The sequence below is a fragment of the Kribbella sp. NPDC050281 genome (assembly GCF_040655855.1).
GTDB lineage: Bacteria > Actinomycetota > Actinomycetes > Propionibacteriales > Kribbellaceae > Kribbella.
Map to the genome: position 1 here is coordinate 38194 of NZ_JBFAKS010000031.1, position 26899 is coordinate 65092.

30 protein-coding genes are annotated in these 26899 nt (G+C 68.3%); 13 read left to right on the top strand and 17 right to left on the bottom strand.

Features of this window, described 5'->3' with window-relative positions:
* Positions 1-103: 103 nt before the first annotated feature.
* The 5 genes from AB0I34_RS29345 to AB0I34_RS29365 all read right to left on the bottom strand — a co-directional run bounded on the left by AB0I34_RS29345 (position 104) and on the right by AB0I34_RS29365 (position 3901).
* Positions 104-679, bottom strand: a complete 576-nt coding sequence (locus AB0I34_RS29345) for a hypothetical protein (protein ID WP_360451263.1) — start codon at positions 677-679, stop codon at positions 104-106.
* Positions 676-1830 carry an L-histidine N(alpha)-methyltransferase gene (locus AB0I34_RS29350; protein ID WP_360451266.1) on the bottom strand — a complete coding sequence of 385 codons (1155 nt, stop codon included), beginning with the start codon at positions 1828-1830 and terminating at the stop codon, positions 676-678. Before AB0I34_RS29350 ends, AB0I34_RS29345 begins: the two co-directional genes overlap by 4 nt.
* A 122-nt stretch (positions 1831-1952) precedes the next feature.
* Positions 1953-2153, bottom strand: a complete 201-nt coding sequence (locus AB0I34_RS29355) for a cold shock domain-containing protein (RefSeq protein WP_131352941.1) — start codon at positions 2151-2153, stop codon at positions 1953-1955.
* 231 nt (positions 2154-2384) lie between these two features.
* Positions 2385-2564 (bottom strand): hypothetical protein, encoded by a 180-nt coding sequence (locus AB0I34_RS29360; protein ID WP_131352940.1) that lies wholly within the window; start codon positions 2562-2564, stop codon positions 2385-2387.
* Positions 2561-3901, bottom strand: a complete 1341-nt coding sequence (locus AB0I34_RS29365) for a PspC domain-containing protein (protein WP_360451270.1) — start codon at positions 3899-3901, stop codon at positions 2561-2563. Before AB0I34_RS29365 ends, AB0I34_RS29360 begins: the two co-directional genes overlap by 4 nt.
* 194 nt (positions 3902-4095) lie before the next feature.
* Here AB0I34_RS29365 and AB0I34_RS29370 point away from each other — a divergent pair, with 194 nt between their 5' ends.
* Together AB0I34_RS29370 and AB0I34_RS29375 are read left to right on the top strand one after the other, a co-directional pair.
* Entirely contained in the window at positions 4096-5661 is a 1566-nt protein-coding gene (locus AB0I34_RS29370; protein WP_360451273.1) for a PspC domain-containing protein, read from the top strand.
* Entirely contained in the window at positions 5658-6299 is a 642-nt protein-coding gene (locus AB0I34_RS29375) for a response regulator transcription factor (RefSeq protein WP_360451275.1), read from the top strand. Before AB0I34_RS29370 ends, AB0I34_RS29375 begins: the two co-directional genes overlap by 4 nt.
* A gap of 18 nt (positions 6300-6317) precedes the next feature.
* On the opposite strand, the gene rpsR is transcribed toward AB0I34_RS29375, so the two are convergent.
* Positions 6318-6560, bottom strand: a complete 243-nt coding sequence (rpsR, locus tag AB0I34_RS29380) for a 30S ribosomal protein S18 (protein WP_131352936.1) — start codon at positions 6558-6560, stop codon at positions 6318-6320.
* Between the two features lie 139 nt (positions 6561-6699).
* On the opposite strand from rpsR, the gene AB0I34_RS29385 reads away from it, so the two are divergent.
* Positions 6700-8022, top strand: coding sequence for a C1 family peptidase (locus AB0I34_RS29385; RefSeq protein ID WP_360451277.1), 1323 nt, complete (start codon positions 6700-6702; stop codon positions 8020-8022).
* Positions 8023-8031: 9 nt separating this feature from the next.
* Here AB0I34_RS29385 and AB0I34_RS29390 read toward each other — a convergent pair whose 3' ends face one another.
* Positions 8032-8763: an alpha/beta hydrolase gene (locus AB0I34_RS29390; RefSeq protein ID WP_360451280.1), complete on the bottom strand. Its 732-nt coding sequence runs from the start codon at positions 8761-8763 to the stop codon at positions 8032-8034.
* Between the two features lie 40 nt (positions 8764-8803).
* Positions 8804-9532: a PIG-L deacetylase family protein gene (locus AB0I34_RS29395; protein WP_360451283.1), complete on the bottom strand. Its 729-nt coding sequence runs from the start codon at positions 9530-9532 to the stop codon at positions 8804-8806.
* A gap of 58 nt (positions 9533-9590) precedes the next feature.
* On the opposite strand from AB0I34_RS29395, the gene AB0I34_RS29400 reads away from it, so the two are divergent.
* Positions 9591-10721 carry a serine hydrolase domain-containing protein gene (locus AB0I34_RS29400; protein WP_360451285.1) on the top strand — a complete coding sequence of 377 codons (1131 nt, stop codon included), beginning with the start codon at positions 9591-9593 and terminating at the stop codon, positions 10719-10721.
* Here the strand turns inward: AB0I34_RS29400 and AB0I34_RS29405 are convergent.
* Together AB0I34_RS29405 and AB0I34_RS29410 are read right to left on the bottom strand one after the other, a co-directional pair.
* Positions 10701-11309 (bottom strand): ATP-dependent Clp protease proteolytic subunit, encoded by a 609-nt coding sequence (locus AB0I34_RS29405; protein ID WP_360451288.1) that lies wholly within the window; start codon positions 11307-11309, stop codon positions 10701-10703. The two genes, AB0I34_RS29400 and AB0I34_RS29405, sit on opposite strands and share 21 nt — an antisense overlap.
* Positions 11309-11905: an ATP-dependent Clp protease proteolytic subunit gene (locus tag AB0I34_RS29410; RefSeq protein ID WP_131517059.1), complete on the bottom strand. Its 597-nt coding sequence runs from the start codon at positions 11903-11905 to the stop codon at positions 11309-11311. The genes AB0I34_RS29405 and AB0I34_RS29410 overlap by 1 nt, the downstream gene beginning before the upstream one ends.
* 97 nt (positions 11906-12002) lie before the next feature.
* On the opposite strand from AB0I34_RS29410, the gene AB0I34_RS29415 reads away from it, so the two are divergent.
* On the top strand, positions 12003-12380 hold the full coding sequence (locus AB0I34_RS29415) for a hypothetical protein (protein WP_360451291.1): 378 nt from the start codon (positions 12003-12005) through the stop codon (positions 12378-12380).
* Positions 12381-12383: 3 nt separating this feature from the next.
* On the opposite strand, the gene AB0I34_RS29420 is transcribed toward AB0I34_RS29415, so the two are convergent.
* Complete coding sequence (locus AB0I34_RS29420) at positions 12384-13271, bottom strand: alpha/beta hydrolase (protein WP_360451294.1); 888 nt, start codon at positions 13269-13271, stop codon at positions 12384-12386.
* On the bottom strand, positions 13271-13915 hold the full coding sequence (locus AB0I34_RS29425) for a class I SAM-dependent methyltransferase (RefSeq protein WP_360451297.1): 645 nt from the start codon (positions 13913-13915) through the stop codon (positions 13271-13273). The genes AB0I34_RS29420 and AB0I34_RS29425 overlap by 1 nt, the downstream gene beginning before the upstream one ends.
* Before the next feature lie 107 nt (positions 13916-14022).
* On the opposite strand from AB0I34_RS29425, the gene pcrA reads away from it, so the two are divergent.
* From pcrA to AB0I34_RS29445, 4 genes are all read left to right on the top strand, one after another.
* Complete coding sequence (gene pcrA / locus AB0I34_RS29430; RefSeq protein ID WP_360451300.1) at positions 14023-16341, top strand: DNA helicase PcrA; 2319 nt, start codon at positions 14023-14025, stop codon at positions 16339-16341.
* Between the two features lie 120 nt (positions 16342-16461).
* Complete coding sequence (locus tag AB0I34_RS29435; protein WP_360451303.1) at positions 16462-17025, top strand: hypothetical protein; 564 nt, start codon at positions 16462-16464, stop codon at positions 17023-17025.
* Between the two features lie 45 nt (positions 17026-17070).
* On the top strand, positions 17071-17751 hold the full coding sequence (locus AB0I34_RS29440; RefSeq protein ID WP_360451305.1) for a TetR/AcrR family transcriptional regulator C-terminal domain-containing protein: 681 nt from the start codon (positions 17071-17073) through the stop codon (positions 17749-17751).
* Between the two features lie 78 nt (positions 17752-17829).
* A complete protein-coding gene (locus tag AB0I34_RS29445) occupies positions 17830-18810 on the top strand; it encodes an NAD(P)-dependent alcohol dehydrogenase (protein ID WP_360451308.1) in 981 nt (326 codons plus the stop codon).
* On the opposite strand, the gene AB0I34_RS29450 is transcribed toward AB0I34_RS29445, so the two are convergent.
* The 5 genes from AB0I34_RS29450 to AB0I34_RS29470 all read right to left on the bottom strand — a co-directional run bounded on the left by AB0I34_RS29450 (position 18800) and on the right by AB0I34_RS29470 (position 22659).
* Positions 18800-19333: a lanthionine synthetase LanC family protein gene (locus tag AB0I34_RS29450; protein ID WP_360451311.1), complete on the bottom strand. Its 534-nt coding sequence runs from the start codon at positions 19331-19333 to the stop codon at positions 18800-18802. The genes AB0I34_RS29445 and AB0I34_RS29450 overlap by 11 nt on opposite strands.
* A complete protein-coding gene (locus AB0I34_RS29455) occupies positions 19321-20097 on the bottom strand; it encodes a hypothetical protein (RefSeq protein ID WP_360451314.1) in 777 nt (258 codons plus the stop codon). The genes AB0I34_RS29450 and AB0I34_RS29455 overlap by 13 nt, the downstream gene beginning before the upstream one ends.
* On the bottom strand, positions 20094-20612 hold the full coding sequence (locus AB0I34_RS29460) for a DUF6886 family protein (RefSeq protein ID WP_360451317.1): 519 nt from the start codon (positions 20610-20612) through the stop codon (positions 20094-20096). The genes AB0I34_RS29455 and AB0I34_RS29460 overlap by 4 nt, the downstream gene beginning before the upstream one ends.
* 42 nt (positions 20613-20654) lie before the next feature.
* Positions 20655-21545, bottom strand: coding sequence for a M23 family metallopeptidase (locus AB0I34_RS29465; RefSeq protein ID WP_360451320.1), 891 nt, complete (start codon positions 21543-21545; stop codon positions 20655-20657).
* Between the two features lie 253 nt (positions 21546-21798).
* Positions 21799-22659, bottom strand: coding sequence for an alpha/beta fold hydrolase (locus AB0I34_RS29470; protein ID WP_360451323.1), 861 nt, complete (start codon positions 22657-22659; stop codon positions 21799-21801).
* Between the two features lie 133 nt (positions 22660-22792).
* Here AB0I34_RS29470 and AB0I34_RS29475 point away from each other — a divergent pair, with 133 nt between their 5' ends.
* The 4 genes from AB0I34_RS29475 (at position 22793) to AB0I34_RS29490 (ending at position 26895) form a co-directional block, all read left to right on the top strand.
* On the top strand, positions 22793-23212 hold the full coding sequence (locus AB0I34_RS29475; protein ID WP_360451326.1) for a cobalamin B12-binding domain-containing protein: 420 nt from the start codon (positions 22793-22795) through the stop codon (positions 23210-23212).
* A 356-nt stretch (positions 23213-23568) separates the two neighbouring features.
* Positions 23569-24852 (top strand): ABC transporter substrate-binding protein, encoded by a 1284-nt coding sequence (locus tag AB0I34_RS29480; protein WP_360451328.1) that lies wholly within the window; start codon positions 23569-23571, stop codon positions 24850-24852.
* 94 nt (positions 24853-24946) lie between these two features.
* Positions 24947-26017 (top strand): sugar ABC transporter permease, encoded by a 1071-nt coding sequence (locus tag AB0I34_RS29485; protein WP_360451330.1) that lies wholly within the window; start codon positions 24947-24949, stop codon positions 26015-26017.
* Positions 26017-26895 (top strand): carbohydrate ABC transporter permease, encoded by an 879-nt coding sequence (locus tag AB0I34_RS29490; RefSeq protein ID WP_360451333.1) that lies wholly within the window; start codon positions 26017-26019, stop codon positions 26893-26895. Before AB0I34_RS29485 ends, AB0I34_RS29490 begins: the two co-directional genes overlap by 1 nt.
* Positions 26896-26899 lie beyond the last annotated feature (4 nt).

Here is a 26899-nt window from a genome sequence, read left to right on the forward strand (position 1 = left end):
CGGGGTGCCGTATTTACGGTCCTGTCCGAAAGTGAAGCCCTGGGCATGTGGCCAAGTCAACCGCTCAGCCCAAATGCGGACGGTCCGTTTACGGCCTCGGCCGTTAAGACGCAGGCAGCCGGGTGAGCAGGGTCTCGAGCTTGTCCCGGGTGGCGGCGAAGTAGCTGTTCTCCCGGTGCAGGGCCCGATGGAAGGCGGCCAGTTCCTCGGACGAGATGCTGTTCGAGAACGTGCTGATCTCGGTGAGATCGAGCCGCCGGTTGAACAGGTTCACGGTGTCGCGCCACCGGTGCAGCAGGCCGACCAGCTCCGAGTCGCGGTGCAACCCGAGAGCGCCGGAGACGAGCGCGAGGTCCACCGCGGACACCACGAGCCGCGGGTACACCTGCCGGGTCGTCGGCGTCGCCGGGGAGAACCGCTCGTCGTTCAGGAGCCGCTTGTTCTCCTGCAGTTCGTCCGCGACCGCCCGCAGTACTTCGGTACGACGTTCAGCCTCGGCGGTCAGGCGCTCGACGAAGATACCGGTCAGCCCGGCGACCAGGGTCAGCGAGTTCACCGCCGGCTCCCACCGGGAGTTCTCCGGCCAGAAGAACCAGATCACCCCGAGGGAGAACGCGAGGCCCAGCAGTCCGTAGCTCAGTGCGGTGACCACCGTCCGCCGCGCACTGGCAGGGATCATGTCGACCAGATGTCGTCGGCGAGGGTGGTGATGGCCGGGCCTTCGACGGTGCCCGGAGCGAGCAGCAGCAGATCGAGGCCGAACGGGCTCGGCCGGCGGGTGTGCCGGAAGCCGGAGTGCGCGTGCTCGATCGGCGTCAGGTCACAGGCGGCGGTGAGTCGCTTCAGCCGCTCGGTGGAGAACTTGCGGGTGGTGTACAGCAGGATCGTGTCCTCGGGGTCCAGCACCACCTCGGTGTGGTCGGGCAGACCCATCACGATCGGTTCGCCGGTGTTGTTCTGCCAGACGATCTTCACCCGCAGGGCGTCGTCGGTCTCGACCTCGCCGCGGAAGTCGATCCGGTCGTTGTCGATCTTCAGGTCGGTGTTGTACCGCAGGGCGCTGGTGACGAACTCGGCGAACGCCCGGGTCTGGTGGTACTCGTCGGCTGCCGCCTTGGCGGCGTCCTGATCCAGGCTGCTCGTGCTGGCCACCTCGAGCAGCAGCCGGTCCTGCGGGCGCAGGCCCCGGGTGATGGTGCGGAGCAGGTCCTCGTCGCTCTCGAAGTTCGCCAGCGTGTTGCCGGTCAACGTGTACAGCAGCGGGTCCTTGCCGACCAGCCGCGCCAGCATCTGGGCCAGCTCGCTCATGTTGTCGTCGATCGAGAAGTCGAGCTGCACCGGCAGCACCTGCGACATCGGGAAGCGGACGCCGCGGACCGACTCCAGCGTGCCCATCCGGAGCATCTCCGAGCTCATGTCGACCGGGATGTAGTACATGCCCCGGTTCTGCCGGCGCATGTCGCCGAGGATGGTGCGGTCCTTCACACCGGTGCCGACGCCGAGGCTGACCAGGTGGAAGCCGCCGTTCTCGACATGCGGGCGGACCTTGCGCCAGTGCCGCAGGAACGACTCCGCGCCGGCCTTCATCACCAGGTAGAACGGGTCGTTGGTCGCGTTCGCCCACGCGATCGTCGGACCGATACCCCAGTAGGAGAAGCCCGAGGTGATCTGCTTGCCGTCGCCCGTCGTCGAGTACGGTCCGCGCAGGTCGCCGGTCAGCGTGGCCAGCTTGTCGGTCTGGTCCTCGCCGACGAGCAGCAGCGACCAGGCGAAGTCGTCGTCGGCCAGCGCCTGCTCGAGCCTGCGGATGACGGGTACCGGCTCTGTCACGTCTCTGACCCTCCCAAGGTGAGGTGGTCAGGTTATCGGTTGACGACTCCCGGTGCAGTCCGGAAAGCGGGGAACGGCGTGGGCCGGGGGCAACAGCTTTGCGCGGTAGGTCCTTCGCGTGGTCAGACCGGAGTGACCGTGTCGGCCTCGCGGCCCTTCGGCCCGTCGACGATCTGGAAGTCGACCTGCTGACCGTCCTCCAGCGTCTTGTAGCCGTCGGAGACGATCTTGCTCCAGTGGACGAAGACGTCGTCCTGTCCGTCGACGGCAAGGAAGCCATAGCCCTTGTCGGCGTTGAACCACTTCACGGTGCCGCGCACCATCGGAACTCCTTGACAGCGGGGCCCGCTTCAGCCGGGCCCCTCGGGTACTCGCCCCGGCCGAAGCCGATCAGCGGTCCACAAGCCTAACCGAGACCCCGGCACGGGGGCGGACTCGGTCAGGGCGAACACGCACCATCCGGCCGGCAAGATGCCACCGGCAACGAACACCATCCGGTTGCCGCGTCGGTCGGCGTACCGTCCCGCGGTGGTGACGCCGGCGGTCGATCGAATTCAGCCGCGGTGGGAGGCGGCGAGGCCGATGACGCCGGCGGCGACGAGCAGGAGGGCCGCGGTCAGGCCGAGGTCGTCGGTCTGCAGGACGCCGTTGTCGGTCAGCATCCAGACGGTGGCGCCGCCGGACAGGATGGTGCCCGCGATGACGCCCGGGACATCCGGCTTCGTCTTCCTCATCCGCGCTCCACTGTGATGCTGCCGACCTTGAGGTCGAGGTCGAGGGTGACCTGCTGCGGCCCGGCCTTGCCGTCGGGTCCCAGGTCCTTGATGGTCAGTTCCGCGTTCCGGCCGCCGTGGTGCTCGTTCAGCCAGGTCACGTCACCCATCTTGGTGGCCAGGTTGCCGTCGATGTCAACGGTCTCGGGCAGTTTCACCACGACCTCGCCGACGCCACCGTGCACCTCGACCTTCGCACCCGGTGCGAAGGTGGCCTTGGTCAGGTCCAGGTGTACCGATCCGGCGTCGAAGGTGTACGACTGCCCGGTCGCCCCGATCTTCTCACCGGTCGGCGCGACGTAGTTGGTGTCGGCGAAGTTGCGCGGTACCTCCGTGAACACGGTGCTGACGATCGCGCCGACGGCGAGCAGAATGCCCAGCGGCAGCAGCGCGACGGTCTTGCCGACGAAGCCACCGACCAGCATGCCGCCACCCAGCGTGATCAGGCCGATGATCAGCATCGTGGCGGTCGAGGCACCGGCGGCCGCGGCGATCGCGATCGCGATACCGGTCAGCACGACGATGATCGACTTGACCCCGCGCATCCCCTTGGCGGGTGGCTCGGCCTTCGCGGACCGGGCCGGCTCCGACGGCGGTCCGGCCGGCGGCTCGTCGACGTACAGGCCGAGGGGGTCGTCCTCGGTCCACACAGCCTGGACCGGTTCGACGGTGCGGTCCTGGGGTCTCTGTGTGGCCGAGGACGACGGACCCGTCGGGGGAGCTGACGGGCCGTTCTGGGGTGCCATGTACGCCGAGGTGCCGGTCGGCTGATGGTTCGCCGCGGTGGAGTCCTGCGGACGCGGTGCGGTGGGCTGGCCGCCCTGCCACTGCGTGCCGGGACCGGCCCAGCCTGCGCGCCGGCCACGCCGATCCCTCCGGCGGTGCCGCGCGACCAGCCAGATCACGGCGAGCACGATCAGCGGCCCGGGGACGAACCGGCCGATGTTGAACGACGACATCATCGCGATGGCGACGAACACGCAGACGCCGATGATGACAGGCCACAGCCACGGGTGGTCCGGCCGGATCCGGTCGCCGAGCAGACCCTGGGCCGCGGAGCGCTGGCTGCCCTCGTCGGGCATCAGCACCCAGGCGGCGATGTAGAAGATGATCCCCGGTCCGCTGATGATGAGCACCGCCATCACCACGCGGATCAGCACCGGGTCGATGTTCAGCGCGCGGCCGATCCCGCCGCAGACACCGGCCACCATCCGGTCCGACCGGCTACGCTGCCAGGTCTGCACGTCCTGCAGGCGGCTGCGGTCGAACCCACCGGGCCCGCTCGAGTTCTGCTCCATGTCATCGATACTGGCTCGCTCGGCGCCGGTACAACATCGGGGATACCCCCTGAGCACCCCCGGAGTCGCCAGGAGTCGAGCACTGGTTAGGGGTTCTCCCCGAGCCGACCCTGAGCCTGGCGGACCGCCTCTGAGGAGCCGGCCCGGGACAAGCCTGCTGGTGCCGGCCCTTCCGGCGTGTGACGATCGTGGGGATGAGTCATCCAGCCGCAGCCGCGCCGTCGGGCGGGTCCTCCACTTCCGGGACCCCACCCGAGCCGACGCATGCGCCGGGACAGGGACAGGCACCGGGCCAGCAGAACGACGGCCAGTGGCAGTACAAGGGCTGGGGCCCGCAAGGACCTGGACAGTACCAAGGCCCGTACGCCGCCTACACCGGACAGATCCCGCCGTACGCCGGCCCGCCGTACTCCGGCCAGGGCCCGTACTCCGGTCCCACGGGAGCCGCGTACGCCGGAGCAGGCCAGCAGACCCGCCCGACGCCGGATGCGCCACCGGTACGCCGGGCCTACCGCCGTACCGAGGGACGGATCATCGCCGGTGTGGCCGGTGGGATCGCGGACCACCTCGGCGTTTCGGACACCGTCGTACGCCTCGTGTTGATCGCCACCACTGTGTTCGGTGGGTTCGGCGTCCTGATCTACGCCGCGCTGTGGTTCCTGATGCCGCTGGCGCCCCCGGGGATGCCGGCGGCGCCGGGGCTGGCCGCACACACCCGAAGCGGACTGCGGTCCGACGAGGCGCCGCCCCCGGTCACCGAGGCCAAGGCGCGGCGGCGGGAGAAGAGCAAGAGCCAGGTGACGGCCCTGGTCGCGATCGGTGTCGGACTACTGCTGCTGTTGCAGGTGGCCGGGCTCGGAATCGCCGGGAAGATGTTCTGGCCGCTGGTGTTCGCCGTCACTGGTCTGGCGCTGATCTGGCGGCAGGCCGACGAGAGCCAGAAGGCCGCCTGGACCCGGGACTACGGGCGCTTCTCGTTCCTCGGCATCCTGCTCGGCAAGGGCGGCTGGAAGTCGCTGATCCGGATCGGCATCGGCGTCATCCTGCTCGGGACCGCGGTGACCGTGTTCCTGGTGCAGAACGGCCGGCTCTCGATGGTGGGCGACGTGCTGATCGCGCTGCTGCTCGCGGTCGTCGGTATCGGCGTCATCGCCGGGCCGTGGGTGCACCGGCTGACCCGTGACCTGAACACCGAGCGGTCCGAGCGGATCCGCTCCCAGGAACGCGCCGACATGGCCGCGCACCTGCACGACTCGGTGCTGCAGACGCTGGCGCTGATCCAGAAGCAGGCGAACGATCCGCGCGCCGTCGCCACGCTGGCGCGGTCGCAGGAGCGTGAACTGCGGTCCTGGCTGTACGACGAGGACGACAAGACCGACCAGACGCTGGCGGGAGCCGCCAAGCGGGCCGCCGCCGAGGTCGAGGACTCGCACGGGGTTCCGGTCGAGGTGGTCACGGTCGGCGACTGCGACATGACCGAAGGGTTGTCGGCGATGGTCCGGGCCGCCCGGGAGTCGATGGTGAACGCGGCCAAGCACTCCGGTGCGGCCAAGATCGACGTGTTCGTCGAGGTGGACGGCGACCGGGCGGAGATGTTCGTCCGGGACCGCGGCAAAGGGTTCGACGTCGACGGCGTGCCGGACGACCGGCTCGGCCTGCGGCACAGTGTGATGGGCAGGATGGAACGGCACGGCGGCCGCGCAACGGTGCGGTCCGATCCGGAGACAGGCACCGAAGTGCGACTGGAGATGGACAGATGAGCAACAGGCGCGTTGTCGTCGTCGACGATCACGACATGTTCAGGGCCGGGGTGCGCAGCGAGATCGGCGCCTCGGTCGACATCGTCGGGGAGGGATCCGACGTCGACACCGCCGTGAAGGCGATCGTCGGGACCGAGCCGGACGTCGTGCTGCTCGACGTTCACCTGCCCGGAGGTGGTGGCACCGAGGTGATGAAGCAGGTGCACCAGCGGCATCCGGAGGTCAAGTTCCTCGCGCTGTCGGTGTCGGACGCGGCCGAGGACGTGATCGGCGTGATCCGGGCCGGCGCCCGCGGCTACGTCACGAAGAACATCAGCGGGACCGAACTGGTCGACGCGATCAACCGGGTCGCCGACGGTGACGCGGTCTTCTCGCCGCGGCTGGCCGGCTTCGTCCTGGACGCGTTCTCCGGCGCGATCGACATCGCCTCGGTCGACGAGGACCTGGACCGCCTGTCCCAGCGCGAGCGAGAGGTACTGCGCCTGATCGCCCGCGGCTACGCCTACAAGGAAGTCGCCAAGGAGCTCTTCATCTCGGTGAAGACGGTCGAGACCCACGTCTCCTCGGTACTGCGCAAGCTGCAGTTGTCGAACCGCCACGAGCTGACCCGCTGGGCCACCGACCGCCGCCTGGTCTGATTGCCGCCGGCAACTGCCCTACCGGTTGGCCGACGTGTAGGGGAGGAGCGCCATCTCCCGGGCGTTCTTGATCGCGCGGGCGACCTGCTTCTGCTGCTGCACCGACAGGCCGGTGACGCGGCGGGAGCGGATCTTGCCGCGGTCGGAGATGAACTTGCGCAACAGCGCGGTGTCCTTGTAGTCGATGTAGGTGATGCCGTCGCGGTCGAGCGGATTCTGCTTCGGCTTGCGCTTGCCGGTCGGGGCCGGACGTCGGGGCATCTGCCTTCCTCCTTATTTGAATGTCGTTTTCATTTAGCATAACGCAAGGCCTCGCGGGTGGCGGGTTTTGGACAGGGCATTGATTCGCCACCCCGGCGGAGGCGCTACCGGCTTGGTCGCTGTTATACCGTCGACAACTATGGAGCGGAATCTCACAGCCGAACAGCTCGCGCTCTTCGAGAAGGAGTTCGCATCGAACCCGCAGTACCGGGTGATGCAGAACGCCGTCACGCAGACGCCGGTCAACACCATTGCCCTCGACCGCCAGGTCGTCACCTCGATCGACCATTCGGTGTCGAACCTGCTGGACGACTGGAAGGTGACCAACCAGAAGAAGAGCGGCCGTTGCTGGCTGTTCGCCGGACTCAACCTGCTCCGCGTCGGCGCGGCCGGCAAGCTGGGCGTCAAGGACTTCGAGTTCTCGCAGAACTACGTCCTGTTCTGGGACAAGTTCGAGCGCTCGAACTTCTTCCTCGAGGCGATCATCGAGACCGCCGGGCGGGACGCCGACGACCGGACCGTCGCGCACCTGCTGTCCGACCCGATCGGTGACGGCGGCCAGTGGAACATGTTCGTCGCGCTGGTCCGCAAGCACGGCCTGGTGCCGAAGACGGCGATGCCGGAGACCGAGAGCTCGTCGGCGACCGCCCAGATGAACGACATGCTCCGCAAGCTGCTGCGCCAGGGTGCGCGCGACCTGCGGGCGCTGGACGGCCTGGAGGCGCAGCGGGACCGCAAGCAGGAGATCCTGACCACCGTGCACCGGGTGCTGAGCATCCACCTCGGTACGCCGCCGCAGAAGTTCCTCTGGCAGTGGAAGGACAGCGACAAGGGCTTCCACCGTGACGGCTGGACCACGCCGGCCGAGTTCGCCGCGGCGTACGTGCAACTGCCGGTCGACGACTACGTCTGCCTGGTGCACGACCCGCGCGAGTCCAGCCCGGTCGGCAAGACCTTCACCGTCGACTACCTCGGCAACGTCATCGACGCGCCGCCGGTGGTGTACCTGAACGTCGACATCGACCTGATGAAGCAGCTCACCCAGGACGCGATCGTCGGCGGTGAGCCGGTCTGGTTCGGCTGCGACGTCGGCAAGCAGATGAGCGGTGACCTGGGCTTCTGGGACGCCAAGCTGTACGACTACGGCTCCGTCTACGACACCGTGTTCTCGCTCGACAAGGCCGAGCGGCTGGTGCACCACGAGACGCTGATGACGCACGCGATGCTGTTCACCGGTGTCGACGTGGTCGACGGCAAGCCGCGCCGCTGGCGGGTCGAGAACAGCTGGGGCGACGAGAAGGCCGACAGCGGCTTCTGGACCATGAACGACTCGTGGTACGCCGAGCACGTCTTCGAGATCGCGGTCCGCCGCTCCGCCCTGCCGGCCGAGCTGCAGGCGCGTCTCGACGACGAGCCGATCGTGCTCCCGGCCTGGGACCCGATGGGCGCCCTGGCCGACTGAGGCAGGCCGTCAGCTGATGAGCGCCCCGGCCTCGCCGGGGCGCTCCAGCGTCGGCAGGTGCCCGGCCCACGGCAGGTCGATCCGCTCGACGTTCGGCAGCCGTTCGGCCAGGTACGTCGCGCAGTCCGCGAAGAACCGGAAGTCGTGCGCACCGGTGATCAACCGCACCGGCATGGTCAGCTTCTCCGGCTCGACGGCGTACTCCTCGTTGTCGACGTCACCCGCGGCGAGTTGAAGCTCATACGCCCGCTTCTGCATCGCCCGGAGCAGTTCCCGCGCGTCGTCGTCCGCGTCCGGCCCGATCCAGCTCCGCACCATCAGGTCCGTGGCGCCTTCGACGTCGCCGGCCTCGATCAGCTCGTTCTCCTCGGCCCACACCGCGCGCAGGTCGTCCGTCGGCTGCACGTCATCAGTCGGTGCACAGAGCAGCACCAGCCGGTTGAACCGCCCCGGCTGCCGGCTCGCCGCCTGCTGCACGACGTACCCGCCGTACGACGATCCGATGGCGGCCACCGACTCGGCGCCGACCTCGTCGAGCACCGCGAGCAGATCGCCGGCGTCGGAGTACGTCGCGCCCACCTCGAGCGGAGTCTCGCCGTACCCGCGCAGATCCACCGTGATCACCCGGTGGTCCTGGCGCAGCTCCTCGACCTGCCGCGCCCACATCCGCGCATCCGCCACGCCCGCGTGCACCAACAGCACCGCAGGCCCATCTCCAACCACCCAATGATTGATCGTCATGCCCGCACCCTGTCTCCTCGCCGATCTACCCGCAAAGTAATTAGCGCAGCCGGATGACCGTGAAGTCCTCGGCGTAGTGGTTCGGTGGCATGCCCGCGCCGGTGGCGACCTGGGCGAAGTGGGCCCGGATTCCGGTGCGGAGGCCCTCGGGGTCGCGGTGCTGGCTGGTGTGTGACATCAACGCCGCCAGCTTCTGGTCGAAGGTGTCGGTGATGTCGACGTAGTGGTTGATCTCCGGGTGGTCCATCATCCAGAGCTCGTCGACGTCCCAGGCTTCCTCGGCAACGTCGGGGTACGCGTACGGGTTGCCGGCGGCCGGGTAGAACGCCCGGACCGTGGCCTCCGCCGCGGCCAGGTGGTCGGGGTGCGAGACCTGCAGGCGTGACCACACCCGCTCCGGTGACTGGGTGAGCAGGCGCTGTGGACGGACCTTGCGGATCACCCGGCTGATGTCGCGGACCAGCTCGAGTGTCGGCTCGACCGCGCCGTCGGTGTAGCCGAGGAAGTGCAGGTCCCGGACGCCGACGTGCTGCGCGGCGGCGGTCTGCTCGGCCCGTCGTACGGCGGGAATCTCGGCACGGTCCCGATCCGGTTCGAAGCCGCCCGCCTGGCCGTCGGTGACGATGCAGTACTGCACCTCGATGCCGGCCTTGGTCCACAGCGCCACCGTGCCGGCGCCGCCGAAGTCGATGTCGTCCGGATGGGCCACGACCACCAGCACCCGCTCGATCTCGTTGTCCGGACGCGGATTCCCCTCAGGCACGCTCACCTGATCGACCCTAACTTGTCCTGCGCGGCAAGCTGGTTGACAGGGGGAGGTGAAGGCGATGGATTTCGGCGGCGACTGCGAACCGCGCGACGCCGGTCTGGACCCCGACCGGCTGGGTGAGGCGATCCAGCTGGTCCAGGGCCGTTCTGGGGTCGCGCAGCTGTGTGTGGTCAGGGACGGCCGGGTGGCCGTCGACCTGTCGTTCGGCTGTCCACCCGACGCGCTGTTCTGGCTGTTCTCGGCCGGCAAGCCGTACATCGCCGTCGTGATCCACCAGCTGGTCGAGTCCGGCCGTCTCCACCTGGACGATGCGGTGGCGGCGTACTGGCCCGGGTTCGCGCACAACGGCAAGCGCGACATCACGGTCCGCCAGGTGCTGCAGCACCGCTCCGGCCTGACCGTGGGCAAGTCGTACCTCGGAGACGTGCGCGCGATGGCGGATTGGGAGCGCTCGCTGGAGCGGATCGAGGAAGCCGGACCGCGCTGGCCGCTCGGCACCGTCGCCTACAGTCCGCTGGCCTTCGGCTTCATCCTCGGCGAGGTCGCACACCGGTGCAGCGGTCTCCCGATCGACGAGCTGGTACGGCGCTTCGTCCTCGAACCACTGGGCGTCGCCGACACCTATCTCGGGCTGCCCGCCGACCAGTGGGACCGGCACGTCCCGGTCCGGGTGTCCGGACCGGCCGGTCCGTTCATCCAGTCGGTCCTGAACCGGCGCAGTACTCGTGAGGCCGTCGTACCGGCGGCGGGGATCTCCACCACCGCACGGGATCTGACTGTGTTCTACCGGGCCCTGTTGAACGGCGGAGTCGGTCCGGCCGGGCGGGTGCTGCGGCCCGAGTCACTGGCCGTGGCCGTGGAGCCGACCAGCGAGGGTGAGCTGGACCGGACCGTACGGGCACCGATCCGGTGGTCGCAGGGCTTCCAGCTCGGCGGTCCGCGGTTCCTGCCGGACGCCATCTCGTCGCTCGGCACGACGAGCAGCCCGCGCGCGTTCGGGCACAACGGCAGCAACTGCTGTGTCGGCTGGGCGGACCCGGACCGGCGGATCGCTTACGCGTACCTGACCGACCGGCTCGGGCGCCCGAAGGTCGACATGGCTCACCATGCCGCTGTCGCCGACGCGGTCCTCGCCGCCGCTGACCTCACCTCGCCCGGGACCACAGCCTCAGGCGAAGGCGGCCACTGACACCCGGTGCTGGATCACCTGGTCGACGATGCCGTACTCCTTGGCCTCTTGAGCGGTCAGCACGTGGTCCCGGTCGGTGTCGTGCCGCAGCCGCTCGATCGACTGACCGGTGTGCTCGGCCAGGATCGACTCCACCTGTCCGCGGACCCGGACCACCTCGTCGGCCTGCAGGATCAGGTCCGGGATGGTGCCCTGACCGCGGGCGGCCGGCTGGTGCAGGACCACGCGGGCGTGCGGCAGGAGAGCCCGGCGCCCCTGCTCGCCGGCGGCCAGCAGGACCGCGCCGGCCGCGATCGCCTGCCCGACGCACAACGTCGAGATCGGCGCCTGGATGTACTGCATGGTGTCGTAGATCGCGAGCATCGCGGTCATGTCGCCGCCCTCGCAGTTGATGTAGAGGTTGATCTCCTGGTCCGGCTTGTCCGCCTCCAGGTGCAGCAGTTGCGCGATCAGCGCGTTCGCCACGCCCGCGTCGATCGCCGTACCGAGATAGATGATGCGCTCGCTGAGCAGGTGCGAGTAGACGTCCATGATCCGCTCGCCCCGCGGATGCTGAGCGATGACGTTCGGGATCGTGTAAGTACTCATCAGGCGGCCGCCTTTGCTTGGGGCATGACTTGGTCGAAGGTCTCGACGATGTGGTCGATGAAGCCGTACGTGCGGGCCTGTTCGGCGGTGTACCAGTGGTCGTGCAGCGAGTCCTCGTGCACGGTGTCGAACGACTGCCCGGTGTCCTCGGCGATCAGTGCCAGGACCGTGTCGCGGATGTGCCGCAGGTCGTTGGCCTGGATCTCGATCTCCACCGCGGACCCGCCGATCCCGGCCGAGCCCTGGTGCATCAGGACCCGCGCGTGCCGCAGTGCGTAGCGCTTGCCCGGCGTACCGGCCGACAGCAGGAACTGCCCGGCGCTGCAGGCCAGTCCGATCGCCAGCGTCGATACGTCGCACGGCACCAGTCGCATCACGTCGCGGATCGCCAGCATCGACGGCACCGAGCCGCCGAGGGAATGGATCCACAAGGCGATGTCGGTCTTCGGGTCCTCGGCCGCAAGCGTCAGCATCTGGGTCGCCAGCAGCGTCCCGTTGTCGTCGTCGAGCTGCCCGTCCAGGACGACGATCCGCTGCGCGAGCAGCCGTTGCCGCGTGGTCTCGTTGAACAGCGGAGGTTTGTTGTCTTCAGCCATGCCCTCAACACTGACCGGCCGAACCGGCCCACCCCAGTTTTTCTGCTGACGGCAAGTCTGCTCAGAGCAAAGCTGTTCCTGTGGCAGGCTCCTGCGGGTGAATCTGGGCGACAACGCGATCCTGGTGGCGGACGACCTGTCCGATTCCGAACGCCTCCTGCTGGAACTGATGGCCACTCCGTCCGCCACCTTGCTCGGCGCGGTCTCGGACATCCTGCGTACGATGCTGTTCGGCGACGATCCGGCCGGTTGGGTCGACATGTGGCGGGCGCGCCACAACCTGGCCCGGGTCGAGTGGCTGGACGGCCCCGAGCTCGCCCACGTCGTCGGCCACCTCGCCGCGAAGGACTACGAGGGCACGATCGAAGGCGTCCCCGGCCTGCGCGTCACCTCCTGCGACGACCACACCGCCAAGATGCTGTGGCTGGGCGCTGCCATCCCGGTGGAACTCCACCTGACCCGCCAGCTGTCCTGACCGTCAGCTGAGGATCTTCTCCAACCGGCTGGAGAAGTCGGTGGGGACGGTGTGAGCCAGGCCGGGCAGCCGCTCGATCGTGAAGCCGAACGAGGTCAGCCGCACGGCGGCCTCGTTGACCACCTCGAGCAGGTCGTCGTCGGTCCCGATCAGAATCGTTGCCGGAGACAACGTCTCGGCCGAGGTGGTCGGGAGCCCGCGAATGGCGGGAGCCACCAGGACCGCACCGGAGACCTTGACCGGACGTGCGGTCAGTGCCCAGTCGAGGGCAGCGCGCCCGCCGGCGGAGAAGCCCGCCGCGATCACCGGTACGCCGTTCAGCTCGGCGGGCAACTGGTCGAGCGCGCGGGCGATGTCGTCGGCGGCACGTTCCCGATCCGGCCAAGTCCGGTACATCGGCGACATCCGCTGCGACGACTCCACGCACACCAGCCCGTAGCCGAGCTCGAGCACTCCGGCCCAGTCTTGCGCCGAATGCGTCGCCCGCAGTCCCGCACCGTGCAACGCCACCACCACACCAACAGCCGGCACGGCGGGCAGTACGACGAGAGGAGGTAGCGGGTCGTCCGCGGCCCGCTCACCCGACACCGCGACCAACTCCTGGAACTCAGGTCGCTCCTGAAGCGCGGCCAGATCGTCGTCATCGGTCAGGATCGACGGCTGCCACCATGCCCCTGTGGCGCTCGCCGCCTGGAGAGTCCGCAGTGCCGAGTCCGCATCTCCGGAAGCGCCGTACAGACAGGCTTTGAGGTGGGCCAGCTCTGCGGTCCACTCGTCCAGTCCGCCGCTCTCGGCCTCCATCAGGCCGAGCGCCGTGCTGAACTGCTCGTTGCTGTAGAGCACCTCGACCTGATCGACCAGTGCGGTGTACCGGGCTTCAGCGCTGTGCATCAGGAGTCCTCGGGGCGGACGGCGCGGCCGAGGATGTGCGGGGCGGCCGGGTTGGAACCTGTGGGCGGGAACTTGAAGTGGTCGAGCTCGGTGATGGTGAAGCCTGCGGTGGCGATGGCGGCAGTCGTGTCCCGATGCAGATGGCAGCCGCCCGACACCCGCGGATAGATGGTCGCATCGAGGACCTTCTGGACGGTCTCCATCCGGCCGGGTGCGGCGGCGACGTGCTCGTAGAAGCGGAGTTCGCCGCCCGGACGCAGCGCGCGGAAGGCCTCCGCCAGCGCGACCGCCTGGTCCGGGACCGAGCACAACACCAGCGAAGTCACCACGGCGTCGACCGAACCGTCCGCGAGCGGCAGGCGTTCCGCCGTACCGTTCACGACCTCGACGCGGACGCGTGCGAGCGCGGCCTGCCGTTCGGCCTTCGAGCGGAGATACGGCTCCGGCTCGATGGCGATCACGCGCGTCACCTCGCCCGGGTAGTGGGCGAAGTTCCCGCCGTCGCCCGCACCGATCTCGACGATCTCGCCGGCCAGTCCGTCCAGCAGCCGCTTGCGGTGCCCGGCCACGCCGTGCTCGTCCAGGCCCGGACGGACGCGCGCGTAGATCCGCGCGAACACCGGATGCGACCCCCGCTCACTCATCGATGCCACCCAAGGCCCATCCGTGGGCTGCTGTCAACCACGAACGCCGACACCCGATTCGAACCGGCGTTCGGTAACTGTCGGCGGGAGCGCCTAAGGTGTTGGTGATGACTACGCTGTTCTCGCCTGATGAGCTGCCGGTGCCGCTGGAGGAGCCCACGACGCACCGGACCGATCCGGAGGCGCTGCTCAAGGGGCTCAATCCGCAGCAGCGCGCCGCCGTCGTGCACGGCGGCAAGCCACTGCTGGTGGTCGCCGGTGCCGGCTCGGGCAAGACCCGGGTGCTGACCCGGCGGATCGCCTACCTGCTGGCGGCCCGCGACGCGCACCCCGGGTCCATCCTGGCGATCACGTTCACCAACAAGGCCGCCGCCGAGATGCGCGAGCGGGTGGTGGACCTGGTCGGTCCGCGGGCGAAGCTGATGTGGGTCTCGACGTTCCACTCGTCCTGCGTGCGGATCCTGCGCCGCGACATCAAGCGGTTCGGGATCAACTCGACGTTCTCGATCTACGACGACACCGACTCGCGCCGGCTGATGACGCTGGTCTGCCGCGAGCTCGACCTGGACGTGAAGCGGTACAACCCGCGCGCCGTGCTGAACTGGATCAGCACCCAGAAGAACGAGCTGATCGACCACGAGACCGCCGCGGCGAAGACCTCCAACCACCTGGAGGAGACGTACGCCGAGTGCTACCGGATCTACCAGGAGCGGCTGGCCCAGGCGAACGCGCTGGACTTCGACGACCTGCTCATGACCACGGTCAACCTGCTGCAGGCCTTCCCGGAGGTCCGGGAGTACTACCGCCGCCGGTTCCGCCACGTCCTCGTCGACGAGTACCAGGACACCAACCACGCGCAGTACACGCTGATCCGCGAGCTCTGTGGCGAGGACGAGCCGGGCCGGATGGGCCCGACCGCGCCGCCGGCGGAGCTGATGGTGGTCGGCGACGCGGACCAGTCGATCTACGCGTTCCGTGGCGCGACGATCCGCAACATCCTCGCCTTCGAGGAGGACTTCACCAACGCCGAGACGATCCTGCTGGAGCAGAACTACCGCTCCACCCAGACGATCCTGTCCGCGGCGAACGCGGTGATCAGCCGCAACGAGGGCCGCAAGGCGAAGAACCTGTGGTCCGACCAGGGCCAGGGCGAGCAGATCGCGGTGTACGTCGCCGACAACGAGCACGACGAGGCGCAGTTCGTCGCCGACGAGATCGACCGGCTCACCGACGCCGACGGGGTGAAGCCGTCCGACGTGGCGGTGTTCTACCGGACCAACGCACAGTCCCGGGTGTTCGAAGAGGTCTTCATCCGCACCGGCCATCCGTACAAGGTGGTCGGCGGCGTCCGGTTCTACGAGCGCAAGGAGGTCCGCGACGCGCTCGCGTACCTGCGCGTGCTGGTGAACCCGGAGGACACCGTCTCGCTGCGCCGGATCATGAACGTGCCCAAGCGCGGTATCGGCGACCGGGCCGAGGCGGCGATCGAGTCGCTGGCCGCGCGGGACCGGATCTCGTTCGCGCAGGCGATGCGCCGGGCCCAGGAGGCGCCGGCGATGGCTTCGCGGTCCGTGAACGCCGTGCAGGCCTTCGTCGACATCCTCGACGAGCTGACCGCGATGGTCGACTCGGGCGCACCGCCGGACGACATCCTGGACGTCGCCTTGCACCGCTCCGGGTACTACGAGGAGCTGCAGAAGTCGACGGATCCGCAGGACGAGACCCGGCTGGAGAACCTGGACGAGTTCATCTCGGTGGCCCGCGAGTTCGTCGAGGAGCGCACCGCTGCCGGCGAGGCCGCCGACCTGCAGGCGTTCCTGGAGCGGGTCGCCCTGGTCGCCGACGCGGACCAGATCCCGGACGCGGCCGACGACGGCGGCGTGGTCACGCTGATGACCCTGCACACCGCGAAGGGCCTGGAGTTCCCGGTGGTGTTCCTGACCGGCATGGAGGACGGCGTCTTCCCGCACTCCCGGTCGCTGACCGACATGAAGGAGCTCGAGGAGGAGCGCCGGCTCGCGTACGTCGGCATCACCCGGGCCCGGCAGCGACTGGCGATCTCCCGCGCCGCGGTCCGTTCGGCGTACGGCGCGCCGCAGCACAACCCGCCGTCGCGGTTCCTGGAGGAGATCCCGGCCGAGTTGCTCGACTGGCGCCGGGACGAGTCGGCCATCACCCGCTGGTCCGGCACCGGTACGTCGACCGGCAGCGGCATCCCCAGTCGCTACGAGCCGGCCCGTCGTACCGCGTCCGACAAGCCGGTGATCAGCCTCAACCCGGGGGACCGGGTGGTTCACGACAGCTTCGGGATGGGCACCGTCGTGGTGGTCCGCGGCGACGGCCAGCAGGCGCAGGCCGACATCGACTTCGGGTCCGAAGGTGTGAAGCGGTTGTTGTTGCGCTACGCGCCGGTAGAGAAGATCTGACACCGCCTCTGTCACCGCCCCGGGCATATCCCCGTCAAGCTTTTGGACGTTTACATTGCGTCCCAGCCGGAGATTGAGACAATCAAGGCTTCTTCGGCCCCCTCCCGGAAGCGTCCTCCCATGTCCAAGTCGTCGGCTGGCAGCAACCGCCGGATCATCCTGGCGGGGGCCAACCCTGGGCTGCGGCTGTTCGACGAGAACGGCAAGGTGACGGCGTACGCCTCGATCTGGATGGTCGACTGGTCCATCCGCGGCTCCGGTACGGCGGTCGTGCTCTGGTTCGACGGCATCGTCCGGGTGGTGTCGGAGGACGTCGATCTCGCCTCCTGGCTGGAGCGGTACTTCGTTCGCTCGTTCATCGAGGTGCAGGGTCTGCCGTGGCACGAGCCGGCGGTCGAGCGCGACCTGGTCCAGGTGTCGATGAACCTGGCCGACGGCCTCAGCGCCAAGGCGGCCGACATCCAGATCGAGATGGGCGGCGTACTGGACCGGCGGCTGTTCGCCACCGACGACTTCCCGCTCGCCGAGGGCAGCCACAGCCTGAGCCTGGTGATCGCCCCGGTCCGGTCGGCGACGGTCTCGATCGGCGGCGCCTCCGTGCCCGGCTTCGTCCAGGTCGACGGGTCGCCCGACAAGCCCGGCTCGTCCGCGTTCCTCACCACCGCCGAGGTCTGGCAGCGCTGAACCCTGCCTTACGCTGTACGAATCAAGCGTAGGAAGGGGATCCGCGTGGCGCTGCAGGCGAACTCCGAACCCCGGATCCCGTTGAGCCGGGACCGGGTACTGCGGGCCGCGGTCGCGATCGCCGACTCCGACGGGCTGGAGTCCGTCACGATGCGGCGGATCGGCGAGGCACTCGGCGCCGAGGCGATGTCGCTGTACTACCACGTCGCGAACAAGAACGACCTGCTCGACGGCATCGTCGACGTACTGATGGCCGAGCTCAACGAGACCGTCGACCGCGATGACGGTGCGCCGGGCGACTGGAAGGCCGCGATGCGGCGACGGATCCTGATCGCCCGGCACGTCATGCTGCGGCATACGTGGGCGCCGAGACTGCTCGAGAGCCGTACGGCGATGCGCCCGGCAGTGGTGCTGTACCACGATCGCCTGGTCGGGCTGATGCGGTCCGGAGGATTCTCGTACGACCTTGCCCACCACGCCCTGCACGCGCTGGGCAGTCGGGCGCTGGGGTTCTCCCAGGAGCTGTTCGATCCGTCCGCCGGCGGTGCGGGCGACCAGTCCGAGCGGATGATCGTGGACCTGGCGGACCAACTGCCGAACCTGGTCGGCATGCTGTCCGAGATCGCCCACGACGACCCGGAGTCCACGCTGGGCTGGTGTGACGACCAGGCCGAGTTCGAGTTCTCCCTCGACCTGATCCTCGACGGTCTGGACCGGCTCAAGTAGATCGCCTCCTCGCGAACTGTTGCATTTTCTTACGTCGTAAGGCAGCCTTACGACGTAAGAAACTTGGGGGTGGATGCGATGAAAGCCATCGTTCAACGCCGGTACGGATCGCCGGACGTTCTGGAGTTCACCGACGTCGAGCAGCCGGTGCCGGCCGATCGCGAAGTGCTGGTGAGGGTCCGTGCGGCGTCGGTCAATGCCCGCGACTGGCACGTGCTGCGCGGCGATCCGTACGTCGCCCGCCCGTCCGCCGATCTCGGCTGGCGCCGGCCCAACGTCCCGATCCGCGGCACCGACTTCGCCGGCACCGTCGAGGCGTTCGGCCCCGCGGTGACCGGGGTGCAGCTCGGCGACGAGGTGTACGGCGAAGCGAACGGAGCATTCGCCGAGTACGTCGCCGTCCACGTGGAGTCGTTCGAGACCAAACCCACCAACCTCAGCCACGAGCAGGCCGCGGCCATCCCGCTGGCCGCGAACACCGCCCTGATCGGCCTGCGCGACACGGCGAAGCTCCAGCCTGGCCAGCGCCTGCTGATCAACGGCGCATCGGGCGGCGTGGGGACGTTCGCAGTCCAGCTCGGCAAAGCCCTCGGCGCGGAGGTGACCGGAGTCTGCAGCACAGGGAACGTCGCCTTGGTCCGGTCACTCGGCGCTGACGACGTCGTCGACTACCGGCAGACCGACTTCAGCCGGACCGGTCAGAAGTACGACATCGTGCTCGACCTGGTGGGGAATCGGTCCCTGACGGCCCTCCGCCGGGCGCTGGTTCGCCGCGGCACCCTCCTCATGTCCGGGGGCGGGCTGTTCACCGGTGGCAGCCTCTTCGGTCCGCTAGGGCTGATGGTCAGAGGGAAGTTGTCAGCCCCCTTCGTGCCGCAGCGAGTGGCGCTCTTCACCGCGGTCCCGAGCCGGGGCAATCTGGCGACCCTTCGCGACTTCGCCGAGGCCGGCAAGCTCACGCCGGTGATCGACCGGACCTACCCACTCGCAGCCGCCGCCGACGCGATCCGCCACATCGAGACCGGCCACGCCCGGGCCAAGGTGGTCATCACCGTCTGAGCGCCCACCAGTTGTCCATCCGCTCCACTGCGGCCTGACCGCCGCCCAGCACCCGTTCGATCCGGAACAGGTACGCCGCAATCCCGGCCGCACCCTGCATCCAGCCCACACCCGGTGGCAGCAGCGGATCCTCGTTCTTGTGCTCCACGAACCGCCAGTACGCTGACCCGCCATCATGGATCGCCCGATCCACCACGGCATCCGCGAGCCGTACGGCGAATTCCAGGTCCCGCGGGTCACGATCGCGCTGCCACGCGTCCAGGAACGCGTCGCCGGCTCCCGCCGTACCACAGCAGCGTCCGTCGTTGTCCCAGAAGCCTGGGTGGAGTCGCTCGGGGATCCCGGAGTACCGGACGCTGTCCAGACACCGTCGGCGCCAGATCGTCGGCGACTCACCGGCAACCTGGTCCACGCCGGCGTACTCCAATGCGCTGAACAGCAACGCCGTACCGGCGCCGCCGTGGCACCAGTTGTACGTGTACTCGTCGCCATGGCGCTCTGCCCACGGGATCACCCGCGGCACCCGGAATCCCTTGCTGTCGTTGATCCCAGCGTCACGAGATGCTCGGCACCACGCCGTCCCGCGTCGACGAACTCCGGCCGCTCCAGTTCAACCCCGGCGACTGTCAGCACCGCCGCGATCCCTGCCAGCCCGTGCGAGAAGTTCGGCATCTCGAGCGGTTCCTCGGTCTTGAACCGTCGCGACACGAACTGCCAGTTCAGACCGGTGGGCAACTCCTCCTTCTCGCCCAGCAGCAGGTCCGCGGACCGATCGGCCAGGGGGCGGGCGTCCTCGCCGCGGCGGAGGGCCCACAACGCGGCCATCAGCACGGCCCCGGTCCCGAGCGTGACGTCGTTGGCCACCGCACCCTGGTAGTACGTGTCCTCGGCCTCGAGGAAGCCCTCGGGCCAGCCGTCCTTCGTAGCGATCTCCAGCGCGCGCCCGACCGCGCCGCCGGAACCAGGCTCGCCGAGCGCGGTGAGGACGCCGATCGAGCTGGCCAGGCCGTCGAAGTACGTGATCGAGGTGTCCGACGGGATCGTCGTGCGGATGCGGTCGGCGAGGGCTGAGGCGAGGCGTTGCTCGTCGGCGGTCCATGGGCGGGTGAGGTGGATCTCGGCCAGGGTGTGGGCGATGCCGCCGATGCCGCTGTGCATGCCGTCGCGGTACTCAGTCGGCTTCTCACCACCGGCCGCCTCCGGAATCCACGGCCCGTCGTCGTCCCACTGGACCTGCTGGAGCGCCCAGGTCCACGCCGCTTCGCCCAGATCGCCGTACTGCGTCACGGGCGGGCGTTGCGGAGCCGGATGCCGCTCCACTCGAGGGTGCTGGTGGTGGTCTCCGCCCAGAAGTCGTGCAGGCGGGGCAGGACGCGTAATTGAATGCCGGCTTCGTCGTGCAGCTCGAACAGGTCGCCGACGCGTTCGGGCGGACCGAGTGGCCGGACCTCCGTGGTCGCGACGAACGCCGCGTCGAACTCGTCGAACTGCTTGGCCGGCAGGCGATAGGCGTACAGCTCGACGGAGCGCATCGCATCCAGCCAGCCGTATTCGACCGCGTGCACGCGAGTCCCGGAGCCGACGCCGATGATGCGGTCACGGTCGTCAGTGGTGGTGGCGGGTCCGACCCACGCCATCGCGCGCGGGCACTGCCGGGGGAACCAGTAGTCGGGCGCGCGGTCGTAGCCGACGGCCCAGACGTACGGAGTGGCCTCTCGCGTCGTCTTGGCGACGTGCGGCCGGAAGACCTCGATGGTCGGATCTTCGGAGAAGTGCAGGACCTCACCAGCTGCCGGGCGCATGCTCGGCAGCTTAGTCAGATCGGCTGGTGAGGGCCTGAGGAATTACGGGTTGAGGCCGCAGTGGTCGCGCAGCCACGGCATCGGGTCGATCGCCTCGCCGCCGTCCGGGTGGACCTCGAAGTGCAGGTGCGGGCCGGTGGTGTTGCCGGTCGAGCCGACCGCGCCGACCTGGTCACCGGCGTACACGGTCTCGCCGACCGAGACGCTGAACTTCGACATGTGGTTGTACCAGGTGACGGTGCCGTCCTCGTGCCGGACCTGGACCTGGCGACCGTACGCGCCGGCCCAGTCGGCGAAGATCACCACGCCCTTCATCACGGAGTGGATCGGGGTGCCGGTGTCGGCGGCGAAGTCCGTGCCGGTGTGGTTGCGGGCCCAGCGGCTGCCGCCCTGACCGAAGGTCGCGGTGATGTGGTAGCCGCTCAGCATGATCTCGCAGCGGGTGGCGGACTCGCGGGCCTTCTTCTCCGCCGCGTCAGCCGCGGCCTTGGCCTTGGCGAGGGCGGAGGCACGCTTGCTGGTCAGCGCCTGGGTCGCGGTGAGCTTCGCGGCCCGGGCCTTGGCCAGCTGAGCGGCTGCGGCCTGCTTCTTGTTCGTGTCGTTGCCGGCCAACTGGACCCGGGAGGAGTCACGGGTGGCGAGCTGGCGCGCCTGGATGCGGGCCGTGGTGATGCCGGACATCGAACCGTTGTCCAGGCTGAGCGCGGCCAGGTTCACCGCCGAGTTGGCCTGCGTCGGCGAGGCGAGGGTGCTGTGGCTGAATCCCACAGCTCCTGCCGCCGCAGCCAGGGCTGCGGTCAGACCGACGATCTGGGTACTGCTGGGGGTGTTACGCCTGGCGACGCGATGCTTGGCACTGTGACGTCCTGCGCCGGGATTGCGCGCAGCGTTGCCGGGCGTGACGCGGTCTCCCGCGGCACGGTGCTGGGACACAACGTGGCCTTTCGGTCACAGGGGAGGGGCTGGAGGAGGAGGGCTAGGAGTGGGAGGGACTAGGAGGGGCTTGAATCTGTGCACCCTCCGGAGGATTTATTCCCCCGGCGGGCTCATGCACCATAACGGATGGGTCACGAGGCCACAAACCCCGCCACCCCCTTTTGGCGCCGTCCTTCACGAAACCTTTGCATGAGCGGCTGCACGTGCATTCGCCGTCGGCGCCTGGAAAGCTGCCCGGAAAGCTGCTTGGTCAGGCGGTTCCCGCGGCGGCGTCCTGCTCGTCCAGGTGGGCCAGCATCTCGGTGATCTGATGCACGACCTCGCCGTGGAACGGCAGGGACAGGTGGCCCACGCCGCGAACCCGCAGATTACTCGCGACCAGATCGGTGTGCCGGATCCGGGCCCGCCGCTGCGGCACGATCAGTTGGTCGACATCGCTGTAGAACGCGACGAACCTGGTCCGGCACCCCGGCGCCGGCTCGGCCAGTTCGGCCATCAGGTCGCTGTCCGGCCGCACCTGCTTCACCAACGGCCACGGCAGCAGCCGGGCCGCGACGGTGCCCTGGTGCGGCGTCCCGAGCGTGACGCAGGTGTGTACCCGCTGATCACCGCCGAGCCGCTGGACGTAGTACCGCGCGATCAGCCCGCCGAGGCTGTGTCCGATCACGTGGATCTGGTCCGACCCGGACGCCTCGCAGATCGCCTCGATCTCCTCGCCCATCCGTTCGGCGGTACGACGGACGTCCAGCGTCAGCGGTGAGTACGAGAACGTGTGGATGCTGCTGAACCCGCGACGCACCAGTTGGCGGCGCATCAGCGCGAAGATGGTGTGGTTGTCGATGATCCCGTGCGCCAGCAGGATCGGCGTACCGGCGGCTCTGACGTCGCTGACCAGCAGGCTGCGCTGGGCCGGAGTCAGGCCGGTCAGGGTGAGCCGCTCGGTGCGGGAGCCCGAGCTGCCGACCAGGCCGAGTGGGTACATCGCCAGGTGGGTGATGAGCCAGCCGATCTCGACGGCGGCGCCCTGGAGGACCCGCGGTGAGACTGCGGACCGGGCGCCGTACAGGAGTCCGTCCAGCGCGCCACGTACGCCGTCCTGCCAGGCACTCATCGGCGCCTCCTCACGCAACCAGACCCCCCGATTGGTCCGATCTCTTCCACGGTAACCAGTTCCCGCCTGGCGTGTCGGGGAACACACGCGTTCGTGTCTTATCCGGGATGAAGGGACCGGATAGCCTGCGAGCATGCCTCCTACGAGTCCTCTCCGGGTCGTCGTCGCCAAGCCTGGCCTGGACGGCCACGACCGTGGCGCGAAGGTCGTCGCGCGGGCGCTGCGAGACGCCGGCATGGAGGTCATCTACACCGGCCTGCACCAGACCCCGGAGCAGATCGTCGAGACCGCGATCGCGGAGGACGCCGACGCGATCGGCCTGTCGGTGCTGTCCGGGGCGCACATGACGCTGTTCAAGCGGGTCCGCGAACTGCTCACCGAGCGGGAGGCCGACGACATCGTGGTGTTCGGCGGCGGCATCATCCCGGACGCCGACCTGCAGCCGCTGGCCGAGCTCGGCGTCCACAAGATCTTCACCCCCGGCGCGACCACCACCGAGATCGTCGAGTGGGTCCGCGCGAACGTCGGCGACGCCTCCGCCTCGACGGCCTGACCCGGGCGATCCGCTCCGGAGCGTGATGACGACTGCCCGGAGTCGTTCTGAACAGTCACGGCCTGTTCAGCCAGGTTACTAACCGGTAATACCGAATCGTTAAGAAGCACCTGGTTGTGCGGGCTGTCGAATCGCGGTCGCATACAGCCATGCGGCTGTCCGTTTCACGGCTGTTCAGCGGCGGGCTGTGTGGCACAGAACACATAGCCCTCGATGTCGGTTACTGTCCGGACAGGCGGGGACACGGTGCGGTGGGGGACGGTGACCCGTTCTACGCAGGACCAAGCGATATCCCATCGGGAGAGGGCAGGTAGACGATGAGGTTTGAACGATCACATACACGCAGGGCCGCGTTCGTGGCCGTCGCCAGCAGCCTGGTGCTGCTCGCGTCCGCGTGTGGTGGCGGTGACGACGAGAGCAGCGGCGGCAGCGGCTCGTCCGGGGGCGCAGCGCTCGAAGGCCGCGGTCCGATCACGTTTGCCACCGGCAAGGACACCTCCGGGAACCTGACGAACCAGGTCGCGGCGTGGAACTCGCAGCATCCGGACGAGAAGGTCACGGTGTCGGAGTTGCCCGAGTCCGCGGACCAGCAGCGCGCGCAGATGATCTCGAACGCCCAGAACAAGTCCGACGCGTTCAGCGTGCTGAACCTGGACGTGGTCTGGACCGCGGAGTTCGCGGCCAACCGCTGGGTCACCGAGCTGCAGCCGGACCAGTTCCCCGACCTGGGCAAGCTGCTGCCTTCGACGGTCGACACCGCGAAGTACCGCGACAAGCTGTACGCCGTACCGGTGACGTCCGACGGTGGTCTGCTGTACTACCGCAAGGATCTGCTGGACAAGGCCGGTGTGCAGCCGCCGAAGACCTGGGAAGAGATGGTCGCCGCCTGTGCCAAGGTGAAGGCACTGCCGGAGGCCAAGAACATCGGCTGTTACGCCGGGCAGTTCGAGAAGTACGAGGGCCTCACGGTGAACTTCTCCGAGGCCGTCAACGGTGCCGGTGGTGTCGTCGTCGGTGATGACGGCAAGCCGAACGTCGACACCCCGGAGGCGCTCGCGGGTCTGACCGCGCTGACCGAGGGCTTCAAGTCGGGCTTCATCCCGAAGGCCGCCATCACCTACCAGGAGGAGCCGGGCCGCCGGGCGTTCCAGGAGGGCAACCTGCTCTTCCACCGGAACTGGCCGTACGTGTACGCGTTGGCGGGCAAGACCGACGGCTCGTCGAAGATCGCCGGCAAGTTCGCGGTCGCGCCGCTGCCGGGTATGACCGGTCCGGGCGTGTCCACCCTGGGTGGTCACAACTACGCGATCTCGGAGTTCGCCAAGAACAAGGCGACCGCGGCGGACTTCATCAAGTTCATGTCCAGCGAGGAGCGGCAGAAGGCGAACATCGAGAAGACCTCGCAGGCGCCGACCTGGGCCTCGTTGTACGACGACGCGACGCTGAACAAGCAGTTCCCCTACCTGGCTCCGCTGAAGGCCTCCATCGAGGGCGCGAAGTCGCGGCCCAAGGTGGTCAAGTACGGCGATGTCACGACCGCGATCCAGGAAGCGGCGTACGGCGCACTGACCGGCACGATGACGCCGAAGGACGCGTTGTCGGGTCTGCAGACCAAGTTGAGCACGCTCATCACTCAATGACCGAAGCGGCGGGGCCGGTGCGCAGCTTCACAGCTTCGTGCCGGCCCCGACCTGTCGCTGCCCGCTCGATGCGAGCAGAGAGAAGGAGGCAGAGGTGAGTACATCCGCCCCGGTCGCAAAGCGGCCGACACCGGAGACCACCAAGACGCCCAAGCGGCGGAGCTCGTTCAACGAGGGCACCGGCCGGCTGGCGGCGTTGCTGCTGTCGCCGACCATGATCGTGCTGATCCTTGTCGTCGGGTTGCCGATCCTCGCCGCGCTGCGCGAGTCGCTGTACCAGAGTGGTCAGCGGATCGACGAGTCAGGCTTCATCGTCCAGGGCTCCGAGTTCGTGGGTCTCGACAACTACACGGCGATCTTCTCCGGCGAGACCGGCCAACGATTCTGGAACGCCTTCTACAACACCACGTTCTTCACCGTCGCCTGTGTGGTCATCGAGACCATTCTGGGTGTCGCGATGGCCCTGGTGATGCACAAGGCGTTCAGAGGCCGCGCCATCGTGCGGGCCAGCATCCTGGTCCCGTGGGCGATCCCGACCGTCGTCTCGGCGCTGCTGTGGAAGTGGATCTTCCAAGCCGACGGTATCGCCAACGAGATGCTCGGCACTCAGATCCTGTGGTCCACCGAGGGCTGGCAGTCGGTGCTGTCGGTCATCGTCGCCGATACCTGGAAGACCGCGCCGTTCATCGGGTTGCTGGTTCTCGCGGGCCTGCAGACGATCCCGGACGAGGTCTACGAGGCAGCCAAGGTCGACGGGGCCAAGGCGTGGTCGGCGTTCGTCCACATCACCATGCCGTTGGTGAAGCCGGCGCTGCTGGTGGCAGTGCTGTTCCGCATCCTCGACACACTGCGGATCTTCGACCTGCCGTTCGTGCTGGTCGGCCCGAACAAGGAGTCGGTCGAGACACTGTCGATCCTGGCGTACCTCGAAGCCAACCAGACCCGGTACGGGCCGGCGGCGGCGTACGCGACCCTGCTGTTCATCTACGTCGCTGTGGTCGCGTACGTGTTCGTGAAGCTGCTGGGGGCCGACGTGTTCGGTGACGCGATCCAGCGCAAGTCGAAGAAGAAGAACGGCAGGAACGGGCGAGGCCGGGGCAAGCAGGCGGACCCGGGCGCCCCAGTGGCCGGACTGACCGCCGGTGGCGGATTGGGAGGTGAATGATGGCTGTTGTTGCTGAGAAGGCTCCCGCAAGGGTCGACATCAAGGCTGCCGAGGCGCCGTGGTACCGGCGCTGGCTGCCGCTGATCGGTGTCGCGCTGATCGTGCTCTACTGCCTGTTGCCGTTCTTCTGGATGGTGGTGTCGTCGCTGCGGCGGCCGACCGACCAGTTCGAGAACACGATCATTCCGTCGCCCATTTCGTTCACCAACTTCACCGACGTGTTCAAGCCCGGCACCGGGTTCCAGCGTGGTCTGCTGAACAGCCTGATCGTGGCCGGCACGGTGACGATCCTGACGCTGATCATCGGCATGGTGGCGGCGTACACCCTGGCCCGGCTGGAGTTCCGGGGCAAGAACTTCGTGCTGGCGATCATCATCGTCACCTCGATGTTCCCGGGGATCTCGCTGGTGATCCCGCTGAAGAAGCTGTTCGTCAACATCGACTGGATCAACACCTACCAGGCGATGATCGTGCCCAGCCTGTCGTTCGCACTGCCACTGGCGGTGTGGCTCCTGACCGCGTTCTTCCGGCAAATGCCACGAGAACTCGAACAGGCCGCGATGGTGGACGGCTGTACGCCGGCCCAGGCGTTCCGCAAGGTGATCCTCCCGCTGGCCGCACCGGGTGTGTTCACCACCGCGATCATCACCTTCATCGCGGCCTGGAACGAGTTCCTGATCGCGCTGAGCATGGTGAACAAGAAGGAGTACCAGACCGCCAACGTGGTGATCTCGCAGTTCACCGGTACGTCGGGACGTGACCAACCGTTCGGCAGCCAGATGGCCGCCGGTGTGGTCGTCACGATCCCACTCGTGATCGCCGTCCTCATCTTCCAACGCCGAATCGTCGCCGGCCTGACCGCAGGCGGCGTCAAGTAAGGCC